Source organism: Kiritimatiellia bacterium (assembly GCA_025054615.1).
Taxonomy (GTDB): Bacteria; Verrucomicrobiota; Kiritimatiellia; order CAIVKH01; family CAIVKH01; genus JANWZO01.
Genome location: JANWZO010000003.1, coordinates 96,138 through 113,783 on the forward strand (window position 1 = coordinate 96,138; position 17,646 = coordinate 113,783).

Below are 17,646 nucleotides of genomic sequence, written 5' to 3' on the forward strand. Positions count from 1 at the left end.
CCGGCGCGCCGTTCAAGATACGGTTTCATGTCAGTAGGAGGGCTTGATGGTCCACTCACACGGCAACTGGAAAATGCCATGGGCCGAAGACTCATTCTGCACCGCGAAGGGATACCAATCCTCACGGCGGTGGTACTGAACGGCATGGTCCCACGAATGCACAGCCAGCGACAGGAAGTACTTGCCTGCCATCAAGGAGAGCGGCTTCAACGTGAGCCACACCGTGCCCTCGCCCTCGAGCGGCGGCACGGCGACGTTCATAATTTGCGTGTTCGTCCCGTAGAGGAAAAACCCATTGCCGGTCTTCAGCGAAAAGCCGAAGACCGCATTTTCGACCCGCCGCTTCGCATGGTAGGTGATCTCGACCCGCATCGCGCGGCCGGTCGTGAACGTTGAGGTTTCGACGCCCTCCTCGTTGAGCAGGCGCACGCGCACAAATTCCACCTCGCGCGTGCCGTGCTCCTCAACGTTCAGGTGTCCGATTCGCGCCATGTAGGTCTTGAGGTAGGAGAGGATCACCTCGTTTGGATTGCCTTGGGCGACGAGACGGCCCTGGTGGATCAGCTTCACGTCATCGCAAAAATTTTCGACAGCGACGAGGTCGTGTGAGACCAGCAGGATCGTCTTGCCGCGTCGTTGGAAGTCTCTGATCCGGTCAAAACACTTCATCTGGAAGGCGAGGTCGCCGACCGCGAGGACCTCGTCCACCAGTAGGATGTCGGGATCCGTTTCCACGGCGACGGCAAAGCCGAGACGCACGTACATCCCGCTCGAGTAGTTTTTGACGGGCATGTCGATGAAATCGCGCAAGCCCGCGAACTCGATAATGTGGTCCATCCGCCGTGCGATGTCCTCCCGCGGGATGCCCAGGACGGCTGCGTTCAGGAAGACGTTTTCCCGTCCCGTGAGGTCGGGGTGGAAACCGGCGCCCAATTCGAGTAGTGACGAAAGGGTCCCACGAGTTCGGACCGTGCCGGTGGTCGGCGTGATCGTCCCTGCGATGAGCCCGAGCAGCGAACTTTTTCCCGAGCCGTTCGGCCCCACGACGCCGATGCTTGCCCCCTTCGGAACGGAAAAGGTGACGTCGCGCAACGCCCAAAATCCCTCGGGCCCCGCCTGGCGCCAGCCCCTCACCAGCAGGTCGCGGATCGAGGCGCGCGCCACGCCGCGCATGCGGTAGCGCTTTCCTAGGTTCTCCACTTCGATGGCGGGAGGCGCGTTCACAACAGGTCGGCGAAGTCCTTTTGAAGTTTCTGAAAGGCTCGGTACGAGACGGCAAACAGCAGCAGCACTAAAAGCAGCGAGGCAGAGCTAGAAAGCGACCAGGGGAAATCGACGCCGCCGAACAAGCACGCGCGATAACCCGTCAAAATGACCGCCATCGGGTTTAGCATAAAGAGCTGCGGGATCCACGGATGCTCGCCCGCGTGGCGAAGGACAAGGTCGAGGTTGTACATCACCGGACTTACAAAGAACCACGCGCTCAGGGCAAGGCCGACCAGATGCTGGATGTCGCGCATGTATACATTGAGCGCCGACAGCAAAAACGCCAGCGAAAGGTTGAACAGCAGATGGATGCCGAAGACTGCGGGCCAGAACACGACGGCAGCGTCGAACGTCTTGCCGTCGATATGGGAAAGAATGGCGACAAGCGGGATCTGCACGGCCAGGCCGATTAGATAGCTGGCCGCGTTGGCGAGAGTCGATGAAACGGGAAGAATCAACCGCGGGAAGGCGACCTTTTTGACGAGATTCGCATTCCCCGTGATGCTGGTGAGCCCAGAGTTGACGCATTGGACGGTAAACTGCCAGGCAAATACGCCGATGATCACATCCGCCAGCGGAACGCCGCGCCCGCCGAGTAGGCGGAGGAACACCACGTAAATGAGCGCCATGAACAGCGGAATCAACAGACTCCAGAACACGCCAAGAGCGGATCCTCGGTATCGTAACTTCAGTTCGCGCGCGGTGAGGTTCGCCAGGAGCTCGCGCCGCTTCAATAACTCAGCCAGACCGCTCATGGCGTCGTCTGCGCCGACCGCGCCGGCGCCTCCCATGTGATTGACGCGCGTCCCCGACCGGGGGCATCCGAAGCGGCCACCTCGATCTCCACCGCGCGCCAGCTCGAAGTTTCCCCCTGCAACGCGGCGAGAGCTTCGGCGAGCTCCGCAAGCGGCACCGCTTGGAACACGCCCCGAATCCGTCGCAAAACCTTGTCGCCCTCGATTCGCACGGGGTCGAGTTCCTGCCATTCCGCCCGCCAGGACGGATATCGATCGCGGAACCATTCCGGCAGCGGCGGGGCCGGTCCTCGCCGGATGATTTCCTCGCAGGCGGCCCGCTCCGATTCTCTCCGGGCGGCGAATTCCCGCAGGCGGAGCCAGTCCTGTTGACGGCGCTCGGTTTGCTGGACGAGTGCCCGCATCTGAACAAGGGAGCGCGCCCCGTAGCCTGTGAGTAGAATCGCGAATGCCGCCACGATGGCGGCCAGCAGTACCGGTTGACGATGGATCTTCACGGCTCGGCGCGCAGGATGAAATGGATCCGTTCATCGGCGCCGGCATCGCGACGCTCGAGGCTTGGACGAAGGCCCATATTGGCAAGGGCAGCAGCGAGTCGATCGCCGTCATTCCAATCCGCGAGGCTGCCCCGAAGAGTGATTGCCCGACCGGCGGCTGCGGCATCTTCCAAGTGGATGCCGAGGGATGCTGCCGCCGTAACGGCTCGAAACAGGATGGCTGATGCGCTGGCCTCCCGATACCGAGCGAAGGCCGCCCATCCGGCTGCATCGCGTTCGGCTGCTCGCAGCGCGGCGAAGGCCTCCTGGCCTCGGGGGAGCCGGTCCGTTCCGGCGAGCTGGCGGGCCTCCGCCAGCAGGCGGGTTTGCCAGGCGTCGCGTTCGCGAGCGACCGCCCATGAGCCGGCATGACCCACGGCGGCAAATAAGAACGCCGATGCAGCGAACGCCGCGGCTGCGCGCAGCCCGGCGACTCGCTCCCGTCGCTGCCATTCCGGATGCGCCAGCGAGCCGCGCCGCAAATTGGTCACCGATGAGGACCCCCTCCGCCAACCTTCGGCCAACGCACGCGCCAGAAACGACTCGGGTTCCGGCGCGCAGATTTCCCTCGGGGCGATTCCCGGAAACAAAGCTGCACGAATGGCCGCCCGGGCCGACTCCGTAGCAGCGGCGGGCCCGCACCAGATGATATGAGGCGTACCTCCCTCGCCTGCGGCGCCTTGCTCACCACGCCAAACGGCCAGTCGATGGATCGCGGGCGAGTTCGGCGCGAGGTCTTCCGCACCCATACGAAGACCGGTTGCGGCCGCCAATCCGGCCCTATTTCCGCGAGCCAACGCAATGCGGTCGGCGCCCAGATAAACAATAAATCGGTCCTGACGGGCGCTCGGCGGGAAGAGGTCCTCGCTGGCGCGCCAAAGCGCGACTCCCTCATGCTCCAAGACAATCGGGTCGATCCCCGCCGCCCGACACCGCTCAAGCCAGGCGGCGAGGTCTTCATTCCGCGCGGCAACCGCGAGTGCCGACTGGCCTCCGTCCTCCGTCCGCTGCCAGTCAAAAAACACGCAGGTGCAGGTCTCGATCGGGAAAGGCAGCTCCACATCCAGCACCGAAGGCATCACGGCGCGCGCCTTCCGTCGCGATGGCATTCGAACAGAGAGGCGCTGGACAATACCCGCATAGGCGGGAAGCGGCGCGGCTAACAGGGCGTTTGGCGGCAGATCCGAAGAGCGGCCCGACCGAACGCCCGCCGCCTGCACGGCAATTAGCCGTCCACCCGACAGATCAACGCCCCATTCGCGCCGGCAGCGGGGCATCAAATCGCCCATTCGTCCTCCACCCATTGCGCAATACGAATGTGCCCCTCGTCGCCGCGGATGGCCAGTGCCTCCACATCGTGACGGCGTCCAGCCTTTTCGGCTCGCACGCGGATTCGAAAGTATCGGCTGCGAACGTCCAGGTGCGGCTGCAGGCGGTCAAACGTCTCGGGGCTCGCGGCCACCATAAGCGAATCGGTCGACCGAATGGGCCGAATCGATCGCAGCGTCATAATCAGATCCGCGAGATGATCCTGCTCGAAACCGAGCACGGCGCGCAAGGCTTCACGGGTCGCCGTGTTGATGTTGATCGGAATCGGACGGTCGCGAGGAACAGCAATCACGGTCACATGGTCGGCCAGAAGGGCATCGAAGCTGCGCCCGACCGAGACCCTTGCGGCGGGCGCAACAAAGTCTTCTGTCCATCCGACGACATGAAGGAGTTCTCGGAAGCCGTATAAAACCCGATCGGGATTGGACCAGGATTCTTCAGACCGGCGGTAAAAAGAGGTTTCCCGCGGCCCGTCTCGATCTTCGTCGACAAAGTCGCGCAGGGCACCCACGCGGAGCGATGGCGAAAAATCACCGCACTGCATCAGCAGGTCGGCGAGGATGTCAGAGGGCGACCGGTGGCCCGGCGCAAAGGGCGCAGCCGCATTGTTGAGATCGATCCTCGATTGTTCATCTCGAATCACGCACCGAATGGAGACGCCGAGCGGCGTCTCGTATTCGGTGGGAAGGGCCCACGGTTCGGACGGGTGGTCGGCCGCGAGGTCTTCGTCGTCGGCGAGGCGCTGGACCGCCAGCCGGACGGCTTCCGCAGCGGCCTGCCGGAGCGCGGTCCGATCGAGGGCGGCCCGGGTGCGCGCCGCCTGTTCACGGGCAGCCGCGTGGGCCTGGATCAGCAGCGCAGAAAGGATTCCGGTGAGCGCCAGGGCCCAAAGCAGAGCGGCTCCTGCACGGGCTGTTTTCCTGGCCGAATCGGGAGCGGGTCGAGGGCCCTGTCGTGCGTACATTTCGCGGCGCCGGCGATAGCTTGGCGAATTTCGCCGCCGGATCCAGTCCGGCAGAATGAACAGCGTGAAACGCGCGGCCAGAAAGAGGACGCCCGCGGATGCCATCCATCCACCATAGGCGATGAGCCCGCTGCGCTGGGACGGCTGAGTCAGCGGGGAAATGCCGAGGAAGAAGAGCCCGAAAATGAGCGCCATCGATCCGACAATCAGCAGCAGCAGGCTCATGCGGCGCCGCATCCCGCGGAATGGCCCGCGCGAATGAACGCGAGAGGAAAACATGTAACCAAGGTAATCGAAAAGGACTCATCTTGAAAAGCTGTTGCATCGAAGCGGATTGGGTCGGATATGCGGCAGTGCGATCCCGATCAAAGAATTCCACGTTGAATCTATGGGGAAATTGGGATAGTTTTTGATCTGGTATTTTCCGACGGATACCGCGCCCGGACGGCTGGCGCTGTGATCGCGGTTCGCGAGGCGGACATGGCGGAAGAACTTCAACACCTACTTGAGCGAATCCAGAAGGAAGCTGTCGACGCCGGCGAAAAGCAGGCGTCGGAACTTATCGCCCGGGCACGGCAGCAAGCGGCCCAAATCGTCTCGGAGGCCGAGGCAAAGGCCCGAGCCCGACTTGAACAGGCGGAAAAGGATGCGCGTCAGTTCACCGAGCGGTCGATCCAGACCCTGCGCCAAGCCGCCCGCGATTTGCTGATTGCCGTGGGGCAGGGCGTGGAAAACATCATTTCCAATCTCGCGGCCGAAGCAGCCGAGCAGGCGCTGACCTATGAGACCGTCCAGGAAATGCTCGTGAAGCTCGCCGAGGCCTACGTGGGGCGGACAGATCGCGAGCGGCGCATCGAGCTGATGCTGAACCCGACCGATCAAGCGCGGCTGATCCATTTTTTCCGCGCCCGGTATAACGAAATGTTGAAACAAGGCCTTGTTATCCGGGGCGATGAGCGGATCTTCCGCGGATTTAAGGTACAACTGGCCGATGGGCGGGTAACTCACAACTTTACACAGGAGGCGATCGCGGAGGCACTCGCGAACTTCCTGCGCCCCCATCTGGCCGACATCGTGTACAGCGTGGCGAAAGAAGGGACCGCCCAAAGGGGCCAGGGATCCAGCGCGGCATGAGCTTCTACTATTTCGTCGCCAGCCTGCCCGCGCTGACGCTTTCGGCGGCGCCGCCCTGGACGTTTAGCCAGTTTCTTGGGGAGGCGCGGCGACTGCTTGAGCCGCGAGTCGTGCGCGAGATCGAGGCCGTGGTCGAAGGGCGCTGGGATGAGGCGCGTTCGGAGTTGGCGGCCCGGTGGCGCTCCGCGGAGACGCAGTTGCGGAACGCGCTCGCTCGGGCGCGAGCGGCGCGGCTGGAGACGGATCCCGCTCCGCATCTTCGTCCGCATGAGGGCTTTAGCGTGTATGTAGAGCAGGCGGTCATCGAAGCGTACGCCAAGCCCAATCCGCTCGAGCGCGAGTTGTCGCTGGACCGTTTCCGGTGGTCACTCCTCGACGAATGGGCGCGGGAGGAGCCGTTCGGCCTTTCCACCGTTCTGGCGTATGCTCTCAAGCTCAAATTATCGGAGCGCTGGGGATGTTACTCGGATGAAGACGGCCGGAAGCGGTTCGACGACGCCACGGCGGCCGTCCGCGCGGCGAGGGCATCGAGGTGAGAGCGCGAAATCAGCCATCTAGCGAGGCGCCGAGACGTAGTGTAATCGGGATCCGTTAGAAACCCGTCGCGGCGCGCGGCATCCACGGAGTTGACGGCATGAGCACGACGCACATCGGCAAGATCACGGGGGTTAATGGAAATCTCATCAAGGTGGAATTCCAGTCGCCGGTGGCGCAGAACGAAGTGGCGTATGCGCGCACCGGCCACTTGCGGTTGAAATCAGAGGTGATCCGAATCCGGGGCAACATCGCCGAGCTGCAGGTATTCGAGGATACGAGCGACCTGCGCGTGGGCGACCCCGTCGAATTCACCGGGGAGTTGCTCAGCGCGGAGCTCGGCCCGGGGCTGCTCGCGCGCATCTACGACGGCCTCCAGAACCCACTGCCCGAGCTGGCGGTTGAGAGCGGCTTTTTCCTGCAACGCGGGAAGTATCTACCGGCGCTGGACCGTCAGAAAACCTGGCCTTTCACCCCGATCGCCAGGCCGGGCGACATCGTCGAGGCAGGGGATGCGCTAGGGTGGGTGCCCGAGGGGATTTTCAAGCATCGAATCATGGTTCCGTTCCGACTCGCCGGTCGGTGGACGGTCAAATCCGTCGCGCCGGCCGGCGAATATCCGGTCGAGCACGTCGTGGCCATCCTGCAGGACGAACGGGGTCGGGACCAGGAGGTGCGGATGGTTCAGCGATGGCCGGTCAAACTCCCCATTCGCGCATATGTCGAAAGGCTCCGCCCCACGGAGCCGCTGGTGACAAAGGTCCGCATTGTGGACACCTTTTTTCCGGTCGCGCGGGGCGGCACCTATTGCATTCCCGGGCCGTTTGGAGCGGGCAAGACCGTACTTCAGCAGATCACCAGCCGTTATGCCGAGGTGGACATCGTGATCATCGCGGCCTGCGGCGAGCGGGCGGGGGAGGTTGTGGAAACACTTCGCGAGTTTCCGCACCTGCAGGACCCCCGGACGGGCCGCAGCCTGATGGAGCGCACGCTGATCATTTGCAACACGAGTTCCATGCCCGTGGCGGCGCGCGAAGCCTCGGTGTACACGGCCGTCACCCTCGCGGAATACTATCGCCAGATGGGTCTCGACGTGCTGTTGCTGGCCGACTCGACCTCCCGCTGGGCGCAGGCGCTACGCGAAATGTCGGGCCGGCTCGAGGAGATCCCCGGCGAGGAGGCCTTCCCGGCCTATCTGGAGTCTGTGATCGCGGCCTTTTATGAGCGCGGCGGCGTTGTGCGGCTGCGCGACGGCAGCATCGGCTCGGTCACGATTGGCGGAACCGTCAGTCCGGCCGGCGGCAACTTCGAGGAGCCGGTCACGCAGAGCACGCTCAAGGTGGTCGGGGCGTTTCACGGCCTTTCGCGCGAGCGGTCAGACGCGCGACGCTTTCCGGCCATCCAGCCGCTGGATTCGTGGAGCAAGTATGAAAGTGTGGTCCCGGCCGAGCAGGTCGCCTACGCCCGAAGCATCCTTCGCCGCGGCAACGACGTGAACCAGATGATGAAGGTCGTCGGCGAGGAGGGGACGTCCATCGACGACTTTGTGGTCTATCTCAAGGCTGAGTATCTGGATGCAGTGTACCTGCAACAGGACGCCTTCCATCCCGTGGACGCAGCGACCTCGGCCGACCGCCAAAAATACGTCTTCAGTCGTATCTACAAGATTTTGAAGACGCCGATGAATTTCACCGAGAAGGATGCGGCTCGGCAGTTTTTCCAGCGCCTCACGCAGGTGACCAAAGATTGGAACCGTGCGCCGATGGACTCTCCGGAATTTAGCGAAGCGGAAACCCGCATCGAACAGATGACCGCGGAGGTGACCGCGTATGTATAAAACCTTTCAGAAGATCGACCAGATTTCCGGGAATGTTATCGTGGTTCGGGCCGAGGGCGTTGGCTACCGCGAACTGGCCCAAGTGCAGTCCGCTCATGGCACCTCGCTGGCACAGGTTATCCGACTCGAGGGCGACCGGGTCTACTTGCAGGTGTTTGCGGGAAGCCGCGGCATTACCACCGATGCGACTGTGCGCTTCCTCGGCCATCCGATGCGGGTCCCGTTCTCTGAAACTCTGCTGGGTCGCGTCTTCAACGGCAGCGGGATGCCCCGGGACCGAGGTCCCGCGATCACCGAAAACATGACGCCGATCGGCGGCCCCTCGGTCAATCCCGCCAAGCGCATTATCCCCCGCAATATGGTCCGGACGGGCATCCCGATGATCGACGTGTTCAACACGCTGGTCGAGTCACAGAAACTGCCCATCTTCTCCGTCGCGGGCGAGCCCTACAATCCGCTGCTCGCGCGCATTGCGCTGCAGGCGGAAGTGGACGTGATCATTCTCGGCGGCATGGGGCTCAAGCACGACGACTACCTGTTTTTTCGCGACATTCTTGAAGAGAAGGGCGCGCTGTCGCGTTCCGTGCTGTTCGTGCACACGGCTGCGGACCCAACCGTCGAGTGCCTCATGGTGCCGGACATTTCCCTGGCCGTCGCCGAGCAATTCGCGCTGCAGAACAAACGCGTGCTGGTTTTGCTGACGGACATGACGAATTTTGCTGATGCTCTCAAGGAAATCGCGATCACGATGGAGCAGATTCCCTCGAATCGCGGATATCCCGGCGACCTCTATAGCCAACTCGCCGCTCGCTACGAAAAGGCTGTCGACTTCGAATCAGCGGGGTCGATCACGATCCTGGCCGTAACGACGATGCCCGGCGATGACGTCACCCATCCGGTGCCCGACAATACCGGCTACATCACGGAGGGCCAGTTTTACCTCCGCAACGGCCGCATTGAGCCGTTCGGATCGCTCAGCCGGCTCAAACAGCTCGTGAATGACAAAACGCGGCCCGACCACCGCACCATCATGAACTCGATGATCCAGCTCTACGCAGCTTACAAGGAGACGTTGGAAAAGCAGGCCATGGGGTTTCGCATGAGCGCGTGGGACCGGAAACTGCTCAAATACGGCGAGCGGTTTGAACGGGAAATGATGGACCTAAGCGTCAATATCCCGCTGGAAAAGGCGCTGGATCTCGGCTGGCAAATCCTCGCCGACTGTTTTGAGCCCGCGGAGACAGGGATCCCGACCAAGATGATCGAGAAATATTGGCCCACGAAGTAGAGGGGGACCATCGTTTCACGGATCCCGATGGCGAAGATCAAACACACCAAGAACGAATTGAAGGCGCAGCGCGACGCCCTGCGGCGGTTCAAGCGCTATTTGCCCACCCTGCAGTTGAAAAAACAGCAATTGCAGATGGAGATGCGCCGGCTGGAGCAGAGGATCGACGAGGTGCGCGAAGAGGAGGATCGCCTTATGTCGTCGATCGCTCCGTGGATCCGGCTCTTTGCGCTGCCTGTGGACCTCGCGTCGATGGTCGTGCTCAAGGAGGTTCGCACGACAATCGGAAACATCGCCGGGGTCAATATTCCGGTCCTCCAGGGGATCGAATTTGAGCCTGTTGAGATTGACCTTCACGCCACCGATCCGTGGATCGATGACGCTCGCGCGGCGATCGAACAGCGTATCCGGCTGCAGATCGAACGCGAAATCCTGGCGGAACAACACCGGCTGCTCGGAGAGGAACTCCGCATCACCACCCAGCGCGTGAACCTGTTTGAAAAGGTGAAAATCCCTGAGGCACAGGCAAACATCCGAATCATCCGCATTTTCCTCGGCGACCAGCAGACGGCCGAGGTCGCGCGCGCGAAAATCGCCAAATCCAAGACCGCAGCCGCGGAGGCGATGCCGTGATCGTCCCGATGAAGAGCGTTACGCTGCTCTGTCTTGCGAAGGACCGCGAGGCCACCCTGGCCGCCCTACGCGATCTCGGCATTCTCCACTTGCACCCGGTCCGCACCCCTGAAAGCCGAGACCTCGACCAAGCGCGCGCGCGTCTTGCGCACATCACGCGCGCGCTCGAGGTCCTGCCGCCGAAAGGCGATCGCCCGCCGAGCGGGGCGCCGCCGGAGCAGGTCGTCGAAAAAATCTGGTCGCTGGTGGGATCCCTTCGCGATATGGCGGAGGAGCTAGAGGAGCTGCGTCAGGAGCGTCGCCGGATCGAGCCGTTCGGCTCGTTCGATCCCTCGGTGGTTATCGAGCTTGGCCGCCGCAATATTTTCATCCGCCTCTACCAGATGCAGCCCGACCGCGAGCCGCCAGACCTGCCGAACGCGGTGGTGCGAGTGTTGCATCGCGACAAGTCCGGCGTCTACTTTGCCGTGATCAGCCGGGAACCCGTCGCCGTCGATGCGCAAGAGGTACGGCTTCCTGAACTGTCGCTGAACGAAATCGACCGCCGCATCCGCGACCTCGAAGGGCGGCTGGCCTCGTTGCAGGAGGCGCTCAAGGAACATGCCGCCGATGCGCGCGCCGTGCGCGAGCTGGCGGAAGAGGCGGAAGACCTGGTCCGGTTTCTCGAGGCGCGCGAGGGGATGGGCTCCGCAGAGCCCATTGCATTTCTTCGGGGTTACTGTCCGGCAGACCAGGTGGAGGCGCTGCGGGCGGCGGCTGCCCGACACGGCTGGGGCCTTCGGATTCGGGATCCGGAACCGGATGAGCCGGTTCCGACCCTGATCCGCAACCCGGCGTGGGTGCGGCCGATTCAGACCGTTTTCAAAGCCATCGGGATTATGCCGGGCTATCGGGAAATCGACATCAGCGCGCCGTTCCTGCTGTTCTTCAGCCTGTTTTTCGCAATGCTGGTGGGCGATGCGGGGTACGGCGCGCTATTCCTGGCCCTGACCTGGCTCGCGCGACGCAAGCTCCCCTCCGCGCCGCCTGAGCCGTTTCGCCTGCTGGCTGTCCTGGGCTCGGCGACGATTCTGTGGGGCGTTTTGACGGGAACCTATTTCGGCATCGCCGACGTCCCCGCCCCCCTCGCGCGGCTGCGGGTTGCCTGGCTGACGGACGAGGATAATATCAAGCATCTCTGTTTCCTGATCGGCGCCATTCATCTCACGCTGGCTCACCTGTGGAATGCCGTCCGTTTGCGCAACAGCCCCCAGGCAATCGCCCAGATCGGGTGGACCTGCACGACGTGGACGATGTATTTCGCGGCCCGGAACATGGTCCTGGGCGACCCCTTTCCCGGATGGGTGCTCTGGATGTTTCTCGCCGGTGTGGCCCTGATCGTCCTGTTTATGACGCCGGTGGCCTCGTTCAAACAGGAGTGGTTCAACCACGTTATGCTGCCGCTGAATCTTGTTAGCAATTTTGTCGACGTCGTTTCCTATCTCCGTCTCTTTGCTGTCGGCTTCGCCTCCTATGCGGTGGCGTCGTCCTTCAACGAAATGGGGACGGCCGGTAGCGGATTCCTTTCGGGGATCGTTGGAGCGTTCATCATCTTTTTCGGGCATGCCCTGAACATTACGCTGGCGGCCATGGGCGTATTGGTGCATGGAATCCGTTTGAATACATTGGAATTTTCGTCGCACATGGGCATGCAATGGACAGGCCGACCGTATGCGCCGTTTCAACGGCGCAGGCGGGCGCCCGTGGTGTCTGGCGACGCGAACAACTGATCGAATGTGAAAGGAGCACGCAGATGGAAGCCGAAGTAATGGCGGGACTGGGTCGGTTAGGAGCGGCGGCGTCCGTCGCCATGGCGGCGGTGGGCTCGGCGCTCGGCGCCGGAGTGGCGGGCATGGCGGCGGTCGGCGCCTGGAAGAAGTGTTTCGCGCAGAGCCGGGCCGCTCCTTTCATACTCGTCACGTTTGTCGGGGCGCCACTGTCGCAGACAATTTACGGGATGATTCTGATGAACAACATCCTCCGGGCCGCGGCGGAGTCGCCCGCGCAGTTTTGGGGAATGATCGGGACTGGACTCTTTGGCGGTATCGCGATGGGCGTGTCCGCCTGGTACCAGGGAAAGGTCGGCGCGGGCGCGGCGGACGCCATGGCCGAAACCGGCAAGGGATTCGGCAACTACCTGATGGCCCTCGGGATCGTTGAAACAGTCGCCCTCTTTGTGATGGTCTTCATCGGCGCCGCTGTACGGTAAGGTGGCTCGGCGGTTCGGAGGGTTCGACGCCGGCCGGGCCGGCTAGCCGACGCCGAAATTTTCCGATTCGCGGCGGGGAGGCCGCGACATGAGCGCGTGCACGGCCTCGCGCGGATCCCGTCTGTCGTGCACCACCGCTACAACCTGTTCGATGATGGGCGTTTCGACACCCATTTCCTGCGCCAGCTCCCACGCCGCACGGCAGGTCCAGATCCCCTCGGCGACCTGTTCCATACCCGTAAGAATGCTCGAGAGGGGCTCGCCACGGCCGAGCCGTTCGCCGACAGCCCGATTCCGGCTGAGCCGGCTGGTGCACGTCACGATCAGGTCGCCGATGCCGCTGAGGCCCGCAAACGTCTCGGCGCGAGCGCCCCGCGCCACGCCCAGCCGCGTCATTTCTGCCAGCCCGCGTGTGATAAGCGCCGCCTTCGTGTTGTCGCCGTAACCGATGCCATCGCTGATCCCGGCCGCCAGCGCGATCACATTCTTGAGCGCGCCGCCTAGTTCGACGCCCACAATGTCTTCGCTGGTGTAAACGCGGAACGCCGAGTTGTTGAAAAGTCGCTGAACAGCGGCGGCGACCTCGTGGTCGGGGCAAGCCGCCACGACGGCCGTCGGAATGCCGCGGGCGACCTCCTCGGCGTGGCTTGGCCCAGATAGGGCAGCAACCGGGCCCCGGCCTAGTCGGCGTTCGGCGATTTCCGTCAGGCGCAGGCGGGTTTCCTGGTCGAGACCCTTGGAGACGCTGATGAGAAGGGCCTGCGGCGGGAGAAACGGCGCGAAGTCCGACGCGACCCGGCCATAGAACCTTGAGGGAACCGCGAGGACGATCGAATCGGCGCCGGCGACAGCCAGTTCGCGGTCTGAGGTCCACAGTAGGTCGGGTGGAAGCGCCACGCCCGGGAGGAATTTGGGATTTTCGCGGCGCGTGGCGACCTCGTGCACATAGTCCGGAAAAGGACCCCAGATGCGAACCCGATGGCCGTTGCGGTGGAGGACAAGGGCGAGGGCGGTTCCCCAGCCTCCGTCGCCAAGGATGCCGATATTCATGCGTTGAATTATGCCGCACCGCTCAGAAAAGGCGAGTGCCGGGGAGGCTGCAGTCGGCCATTTTTTCAGTTGCGAAAGGGCGGACGGTCGGCGTATCCCGTCAACATGGCCTTCCGTGAAAGTCCGCTGCGCTCGCTGCCGTGGGAGACCTTCCGCGACATGGACCCCGAACAGAAGGGTCCGCTCCTGAACCGGGGCAGCCGCCCGTACCACGCGCTGATCGCGCAACAGTTCGACCGGCCCATGCTCGACCGCATCGGCGACCTGGCTACCAAGATGCGAAAAATCGCGAAGACACGCGGGGGCATGAAATTCCTGCAGGACCTGCTCAGCGAGAAGCGCGCGATGCTCTACTTCGCACAGCCCTCAACGCGCACTTTTCTTTCGTTTTATGCGGCCTGCCAGATTCTCGGCATCCAGCCCGCGGAGGTTCGCGATGCGCACACCTCGAGCGAGATCAAGGGCGAGTCGCAGGAGGATTCGGTGCGCACGTTCAGCTCTTATTTCGACGTGATCATCATGCGTCACCCGGAAGGCGGTTTTGCGGAGCGCATCGCGTGGATGCTCTCGCGCACCGACCGTCCCGTGCCGGTGATCAACGCCGGATCCGGCAAGGACCAACACCCCACCCAAGCCCTGCTGGATATCTACACACTTCAGCGCAGCCTCGAAAAGCGGCGCGGCGGCCTCGAAGGGGCGACGATCGCCTTCGTCGGGGACCTGTTGCGGGGCCGCACGGTGCGCTCGCTGTCGCTGCTGCTGCGCCATTATGCAGGTGTGAAGCAGATATTTGTCGCGCCGCGTCAACTCCAGATCGGGGCAGATATTCTCGAAAAACTGGACGCCGCGCGCGTGAGCTACGAGCTCACTTCGGATTTCGAATCGGTGCTGCCGCTGGTCGATGCCGTCTACATGACTCGCATCCAGGACGAATGGGACCAGGCCGGGGAAAGCCGCGCCATCGACACGACCCGCTACCACTTGCGCGTCGAACACCTTCGGCTTCTGAAGCCGGAGGCGATCATCATGCATCCGCTACCCCGGCGTAACGAGATCGCGCCGGAGATCGACAACGATCCGCGCGCCAAATATTGGCGTCAGGTTCGCAACGGCATGTGGGTCCGTGCAGTGCTGCTTGCGATGATTTTTGAGCGCGAACAGGAAATCGACCGCTATCACGAAGATTTGACCAGTTAGGGCCGCGCCGTGAAACACCTTACCACGCTTGAGACATGGAGCTCCGCCGAGCTGTCGGAAATCCTCGACCGCGCCGACCACATCAAGGCACACCCGGACGAATATCGGGATGCGATGCGCCGAAAGACCCTGCTGATGATCTTCGAGAAGCCCTCGCTGCGCACGCGGGTCTCCTTCGAGACCGGCGCCACCCAAATGGGGGGGCATGCGATCTTTTACGATCTGGCGAACTCTCCGCTCAGCGCGGGCAAGGAAAATGTCGCGGACCTCGTACGCGTCGTCAGCCGTTACGTGGACATCATCATGGGCCGCTTGTTTGAGCAGGCGCACATTGAGGAAATGGCTCGGCTTGCCTCGGTGCCGGTGATCAACGCGCTAACGAACTACGAGCACCCCTGCCAGATCCTCGCCGACCTACAGACGATTCGCGAGAAAAAGGGTCGGTTGAAGGGCCTCAAGCTCGCCTTTCTGGGCGACGGGAACAACAATGTGACCCATTCGCTGCTCTTCGGCTGCGCGAAATTCGGCATCGACATCTACGTGGGCTGCCCCAAGGGCGAGGAATATGAACCCCTTCCGCATGTGGTGTCCGCCGCTAGAAAATTCGCGCGGAAGAACGGATCCAATGTCGCCGTGACCTCCGACGCTGCCGAGGCGGCGCGGGGCGCGGACGTGATCTATACGGATTCGTGGATGAGCTACCACATCCCGGCGCATAAAATGGAATCCCGTGTGAAGGTGTTCATGCCGTATCAGGTCAATGCGCGCCTCATGCGCGTGGCGAAGCGGGACGCCATTTTCATGAACTGCCTTCCGGCGATGCGCGGCTACGAGCAGACCGCGGAGGTCATCGACGGCCCGCAGTCGGTGGTCTTCGACCAGGCCGAAAACCGGCTGCACACCCAGAAGGCGATCATGCTCTATCTCCTCGAATCGCGCGGGGCGCGGTGAAGCGGATCCTCGTCGTCAAGCTCAGCTCTCTCGGCGATCTTCTCCATGCGCTGCCGGCCGTGCACCGGATCCGTTCGGCGCTGGGCGCGGAGGTGGACTGGGCGTGCCACGACGTCTACCGCCCGCTGGTGGAACGATTCGAACCTGTTTCGCGCGCGATCTCGTTCCCGCGGAAAAGCCTCGTGCGCGACGGACACGCGTTTCTTCGTGAGTTGCGCACGCTAGAGTACGACCTCGCACTCGATTTCCAAGGGCTTTTAAAAAGCGCGTTGGTCGCGCGCGCGGCAAGGGTGGCGCGAGTGATTGGCCCCTCGTTTCCCCGCGAAGGCTCCCGCCTGTTCTACGATGCCGTGGCCGGGCCCCGAAACAAAAACCGCCATGCGGTCGAGGAGTGCCTCGACACCGCTAGGTATCTCGGAGTTCCGGATTCACCCGTGGAGTTTCCGATACGCATTCCGCCCGCGGTTCTGGAGGACCCCCGACCGCGCGTCGGCCTGTTGCCCTGTTCGCGGCGTCCAGAAAAAAACTGGCCGGTCCGGCGCTTCGCGGAAACGGCTCGCGCGCTTCGCGATGAGGTCGGCTCGTGGCTGATCCTCGGAGGGGCTGCGGACGCTGGCGCCTGCGCGGAGCTGGCCGGACTTATTGGCGGGTCCGCACGAAATTTGTGCGGCCAGACCACGCTCATTGACCTCGTGGGGCTGATTCGAGCGCTTGACCTGCTGGTGACGGTCGATTCCGGGCCTATGCATATTGCCGCAGCCGTCGAAACGCCGACGGTGGCGATTTTTGGGCCGACGGACCCGGTTCGGACAGGTCCCTACGGAAATATTCACCGCGTGGTGCGCCCGACAACGCGGATGGATGACATCCCCGCGGAACCCGTCATCGAGGCAGTCCGCCAGCAGCTCGGAGCGAATAAGCGCGCAGGCCGGGCCGGGACCTGATGAACCCCGTCGAGATCAACAGCCAGAGGCGTTGAAGAACTCAACCAACGATTGCTCGGCTGTCCGAAAGGGCGATCACGCCGCGATCAGTTTCGAGGAGCAGCCGGCCGCAGTCATCGATTCCCTGGCAACGTCCCGCGACAACTCCATCATCCGTGCGAACGGTCACGTCGCGGCCGAGCTGGATGAGCCACCTGCAATACTCCTCGAAAAAATCGCGGCGTTTCAGGGCGGACATCAACTCCCGAGCAACGTCCACGGCAAGGGACATTCGGAGCACCGGTCGTCGCGTCAGTTGGTGAAGCGATGCGGAGCGGCGCCGGACATCCGTTGGCATGGCCTGCATGCGTACGTTCACGTTAATGCCGATGCCAATCACGTCGCACTCTTCCAAGCGTTCGCAGAGAATCCCGGCAATTTTGCGGCCGTTTGCCAGCACATCATTCGGCCATTTGAGAGAGAGGGCGGCCGTTGGGGCCCAACGCGCCAGCGCGGCAGCCACTCCAAGCCCAGCACGAAGCGGGACTTGCCCCGGCGGTTCTCCGATAGCGGACAAGACGAAGGTCATGCACAGCGATCCGCGATCGGACCACCACCGGTTGTCGCGTTGCCCGCGACCTGCAGTCTGGCGGGAGGCGACGATGATTGCTGGCGCTCTCAGTTGACCCGAACGCAAAAGGGAAATGGCAAAGTCCTGCGTGGAACGCAGACACGGACGCACCAAGATCTGAAAGCCGGGGAGGGCCCGCTTAAATGTTTCGGCCGTGAGCGGGTCGTTTTGACGATGTCGGATCATTCCCAGGTCATCGTGAATACTGTTTTCGGATCTGAAAAGTTTTGAATCATTTAGAAAACGCGGGGTAATAATTTGTGCAGTCTGCGTTCGGCTGGGAAAGTACGGTTGGCGGCCCCAAAATGGGGCGCGAAAAAATTTTTCAAATTTTCTTCACAATCGCGGCGGGGCGTGTAATGTAGTAAAG

At 62.8% G+C, this 17,646-nt stretch carries 17 protein-coding genes; 10 read left to right on the plus strand and 7 right to left on the minus strand.

What is annotated here, in order from left to right; genetic code table 11:
• Nucleotides 1-30 precede the first annotated feature (30 nt).
• From NZ740_02265 to NZ740_02285, 5 genes are read right to left on the minus strand one after another with little or no spacing between them, the layout of a single operon-like run.
• On the minus strand, nt 31-1,224 hold the full coding sequence (locus tag NZ740_02265) for an ABC transporter ATP-binding protein (GenBank protein MCS6770833.1): 1,194 nt from the start codon (nt 1,222-1,224) through the stop codon (nt 31-33).
• The gene (locus NZ740_02270) at nt 1,221-2,021 is read right to left on the minus strand and encodes an ABC transporter permease (GenBank protein ID MCS6770834.1); all 801 of its coding nucleotides are present in this window, start codon (nt 2,019-2,021) and stop codon (nt 1,221-1,223) included. The genes NZ740_02265 and NZ740_02270 overlap by 4 nt, the downstream gene beginning before the upstream one ends.
• Complete coding sequence (locus NZ740_02275; protein ID MCS6770835.1) at nt 2,018-2,518, minus strand: hypothetical protein; 501 nt, start codon at nt 2,516-2,518, stop codon at nt 2,018-2,020. Before NZ740_02275 ends, NZ740_02270 begins: the two co-directional genes overlap by 4 nt.
• Nucleotides 2,515-3,846, minus strand: coding sequence for a hypothetical protein (locus NZ740_02280; GenBank protein ID MCS6770836.1), 1,332 nt, complete (start codon nt 3,844-3,846; stop codon nt 2,515-2,517). Before NZ740_02280 ends, NZ740_02275 begins: the two co-directional genes overlap by 4 nt.
• The gene (locus NZ740_02285) at nt 3,834-5,075 is read right to left on the minus strand and encodes a general secretion pathway protein GspK (GenBank protein ID MCS6770837.1); all 1,242 of its coding nucleotides are present in this window, start codon (nt 5,073-5,075) and stop codon (nt 3,834-3,836) included. Before NZ740_02285 ends, NZ740_02280 begins: the two co-directional genes overlap by 13 nt.
• A 231-nt stretch (nt 5,076-5,306) precedes the next feature.
• On the opposite strand from NZ740_02285, the gene NZ740_02290 reads away from it, so the two are divergent.
• From NZ740_02290 to NZ740_02320, 7 genes are all read left to right on the plus strand, one after another.
• The gene (locus tag NZ740_02290; GenBank protein MCS6770838.1) at nt 5,307-5,984 is read left to right on the plus strand and encodes an ATPase; all 678 of its coding nucleotides are present in this window, start codon (nt 5,307-5,309) and stop codon (nt 5,982-5,984) included.
• The gene (locus tag NZ740_02295) at nt 5,981-6,520 is read left to right on the plus strand and encodes a DUF2764 domain-containing protein (protein ID MCS6770839.1); all 540 of its coding nucleotides are present in this window, start codon (nt 5,981-5,983) and stop codon (nt 6,518-6,520) included. The genes NZ740_02290 and NZ740_02295 overlap by 4 nt, the downstream gene beginning before the upstream one ends.
• 98 nt (nt 6,521-6,618) lie before the next feature.
• Nucleotides 6,619-8,355, plus strand: a complete 1,737-nt coding sequence (locus NZ740_02300; GenBank protein ID MCS6770840.1) for a V-type ATP synthase subunit A — start codon at nt 6,619-6,621, stop codon at nt 8,353-8,355.
• On the plus strand, nt 8,348-9,643 hold the full coding sequence (locus tag NZ740_02305; protein MCS6770841.1) for a V-type ATP synthase subunit B: 1,296 nt from the start codon (nt 8,348-8,350) through the stop codon (nt 9,641-9,643). Before NZ740_02300 ends, NZ740_02305 begins: the two co-directional genes overlap by 8 nt.
• A gap of 27 nt (nt 9,644-9,670) precedes the next feature.
• Nucleotides 9,671-10,276 (plus strand): V-type ATP synthase subunit D, encoded by a 606-nt coding sequence (locus NZ740_02310; GenBank protein MCS6770842.1) that lies wholly within the window; start codon nt 9,671-9,673, stop codon nt 10,274-10,276.
• Between the two features lie 8 nt (nt 10,277-10,284).
• Nucleotides 10,285-12,045 carry a hypothetical protein gene (locus NZ740_02315; GenBank protein ID MCS6770843.1) on the plus strand — a complete coding sequence of 587 codons (1,761 nt, stop codon included), beginning with the start codon at nt 10,285-10,287 and terminating at the stop codon, nt 12,043-12,045.
• Between the two features lie 23 nt (nt 12,046-12,068).
• Complete coding sequence (locus NZ740_02320; GenBank protein MCS6770844.1) at nt 12,069-12,524, plus strand: V-type ATP synthase subunit K; 456 nt, start codon at nt 12,069-12,071, stop codon at nt 12,522-12,524.
• Between the two features lie 42 nt (nt 12,525-12,566).
• Here NZ740_02320 and NZ740_02325 read toward each other — a convergent pair whose 3' ends face one another.
• On the minus strand, nt 12,567-13,574 hold the full coding sequence (locus NZ740_02325) for an NAD(P)-dependent glycerol-3-phosphate dehydrogenase (protein MCS6770845.1): 1,008 nt from the start codon (nt 13,572-13,574) through the stop codon (nt 12,567-12,569).
• Between the two features lie 105 nt (nt 13,575-13,679).
• On the opposite strand from NZ740_02325, the gene pyrB reads away from it, so the two are divergent.
• From pyrB to NZ740_02340, 3 genes are read left to right on the plus strand one after another with little or no spacing between them, the layout of a single operon-like run.
• On the plus strand, nt 13,680-14,771 hold the full coding sequence (gene pyrB / locus NZ740_02330; GenBank protein MCS6770846.1) for an aspartate carbamoyltransferase: 1,092 nt from the start codon (nt 13,680-13,682) through the stop codon (nt 14,769-14,771).
• Between the two features lie 9 nt (nt 14,772-14,780).
• Nucleotides 14,781-15,722, plus strand: coding sequence for an ornithine carbamoyltransferase (argF, locus tag NZ740_02335; GenBank protein ID MCS6770847.1), 942 nt, complete (start codon nt 14,781-14,783; stop codon nt 15,720-15,722).
• Nucleotides 15,719-16,666, plus strand: coding sequence for a glycosyltransferase family 9 protein (locus NZ740_02340; protein ID MCS6770848.1), 948 nt, complete (start codon nt 15,719-15,721; stop codon nt 16,664-16,666). The genes argF and NZ740_02340 overlap by 4 nt, the downstream gene beginning before the upstream one ends.
• Before the next feature lie 40 nt (nt 16,667-16,706).
• On the opposite strand, the gene NZ740_02345 is transcribed toward NZ740_02340, so the two are convergent.
• On the minus strand, nt 16,707-17,462 hold the full coding sequence (locus NZ740_02345; protein MCS6770849.1) for a biotin--[acetyl-CoA-carboxylase] ligase: 756 nt from the start codon (nt 17,460-17,462) through the stop codon (nt 16,707-16,709).
• Between the last annotated feature and the right edge of the window lie 184 nt (nt 17,463-17,646).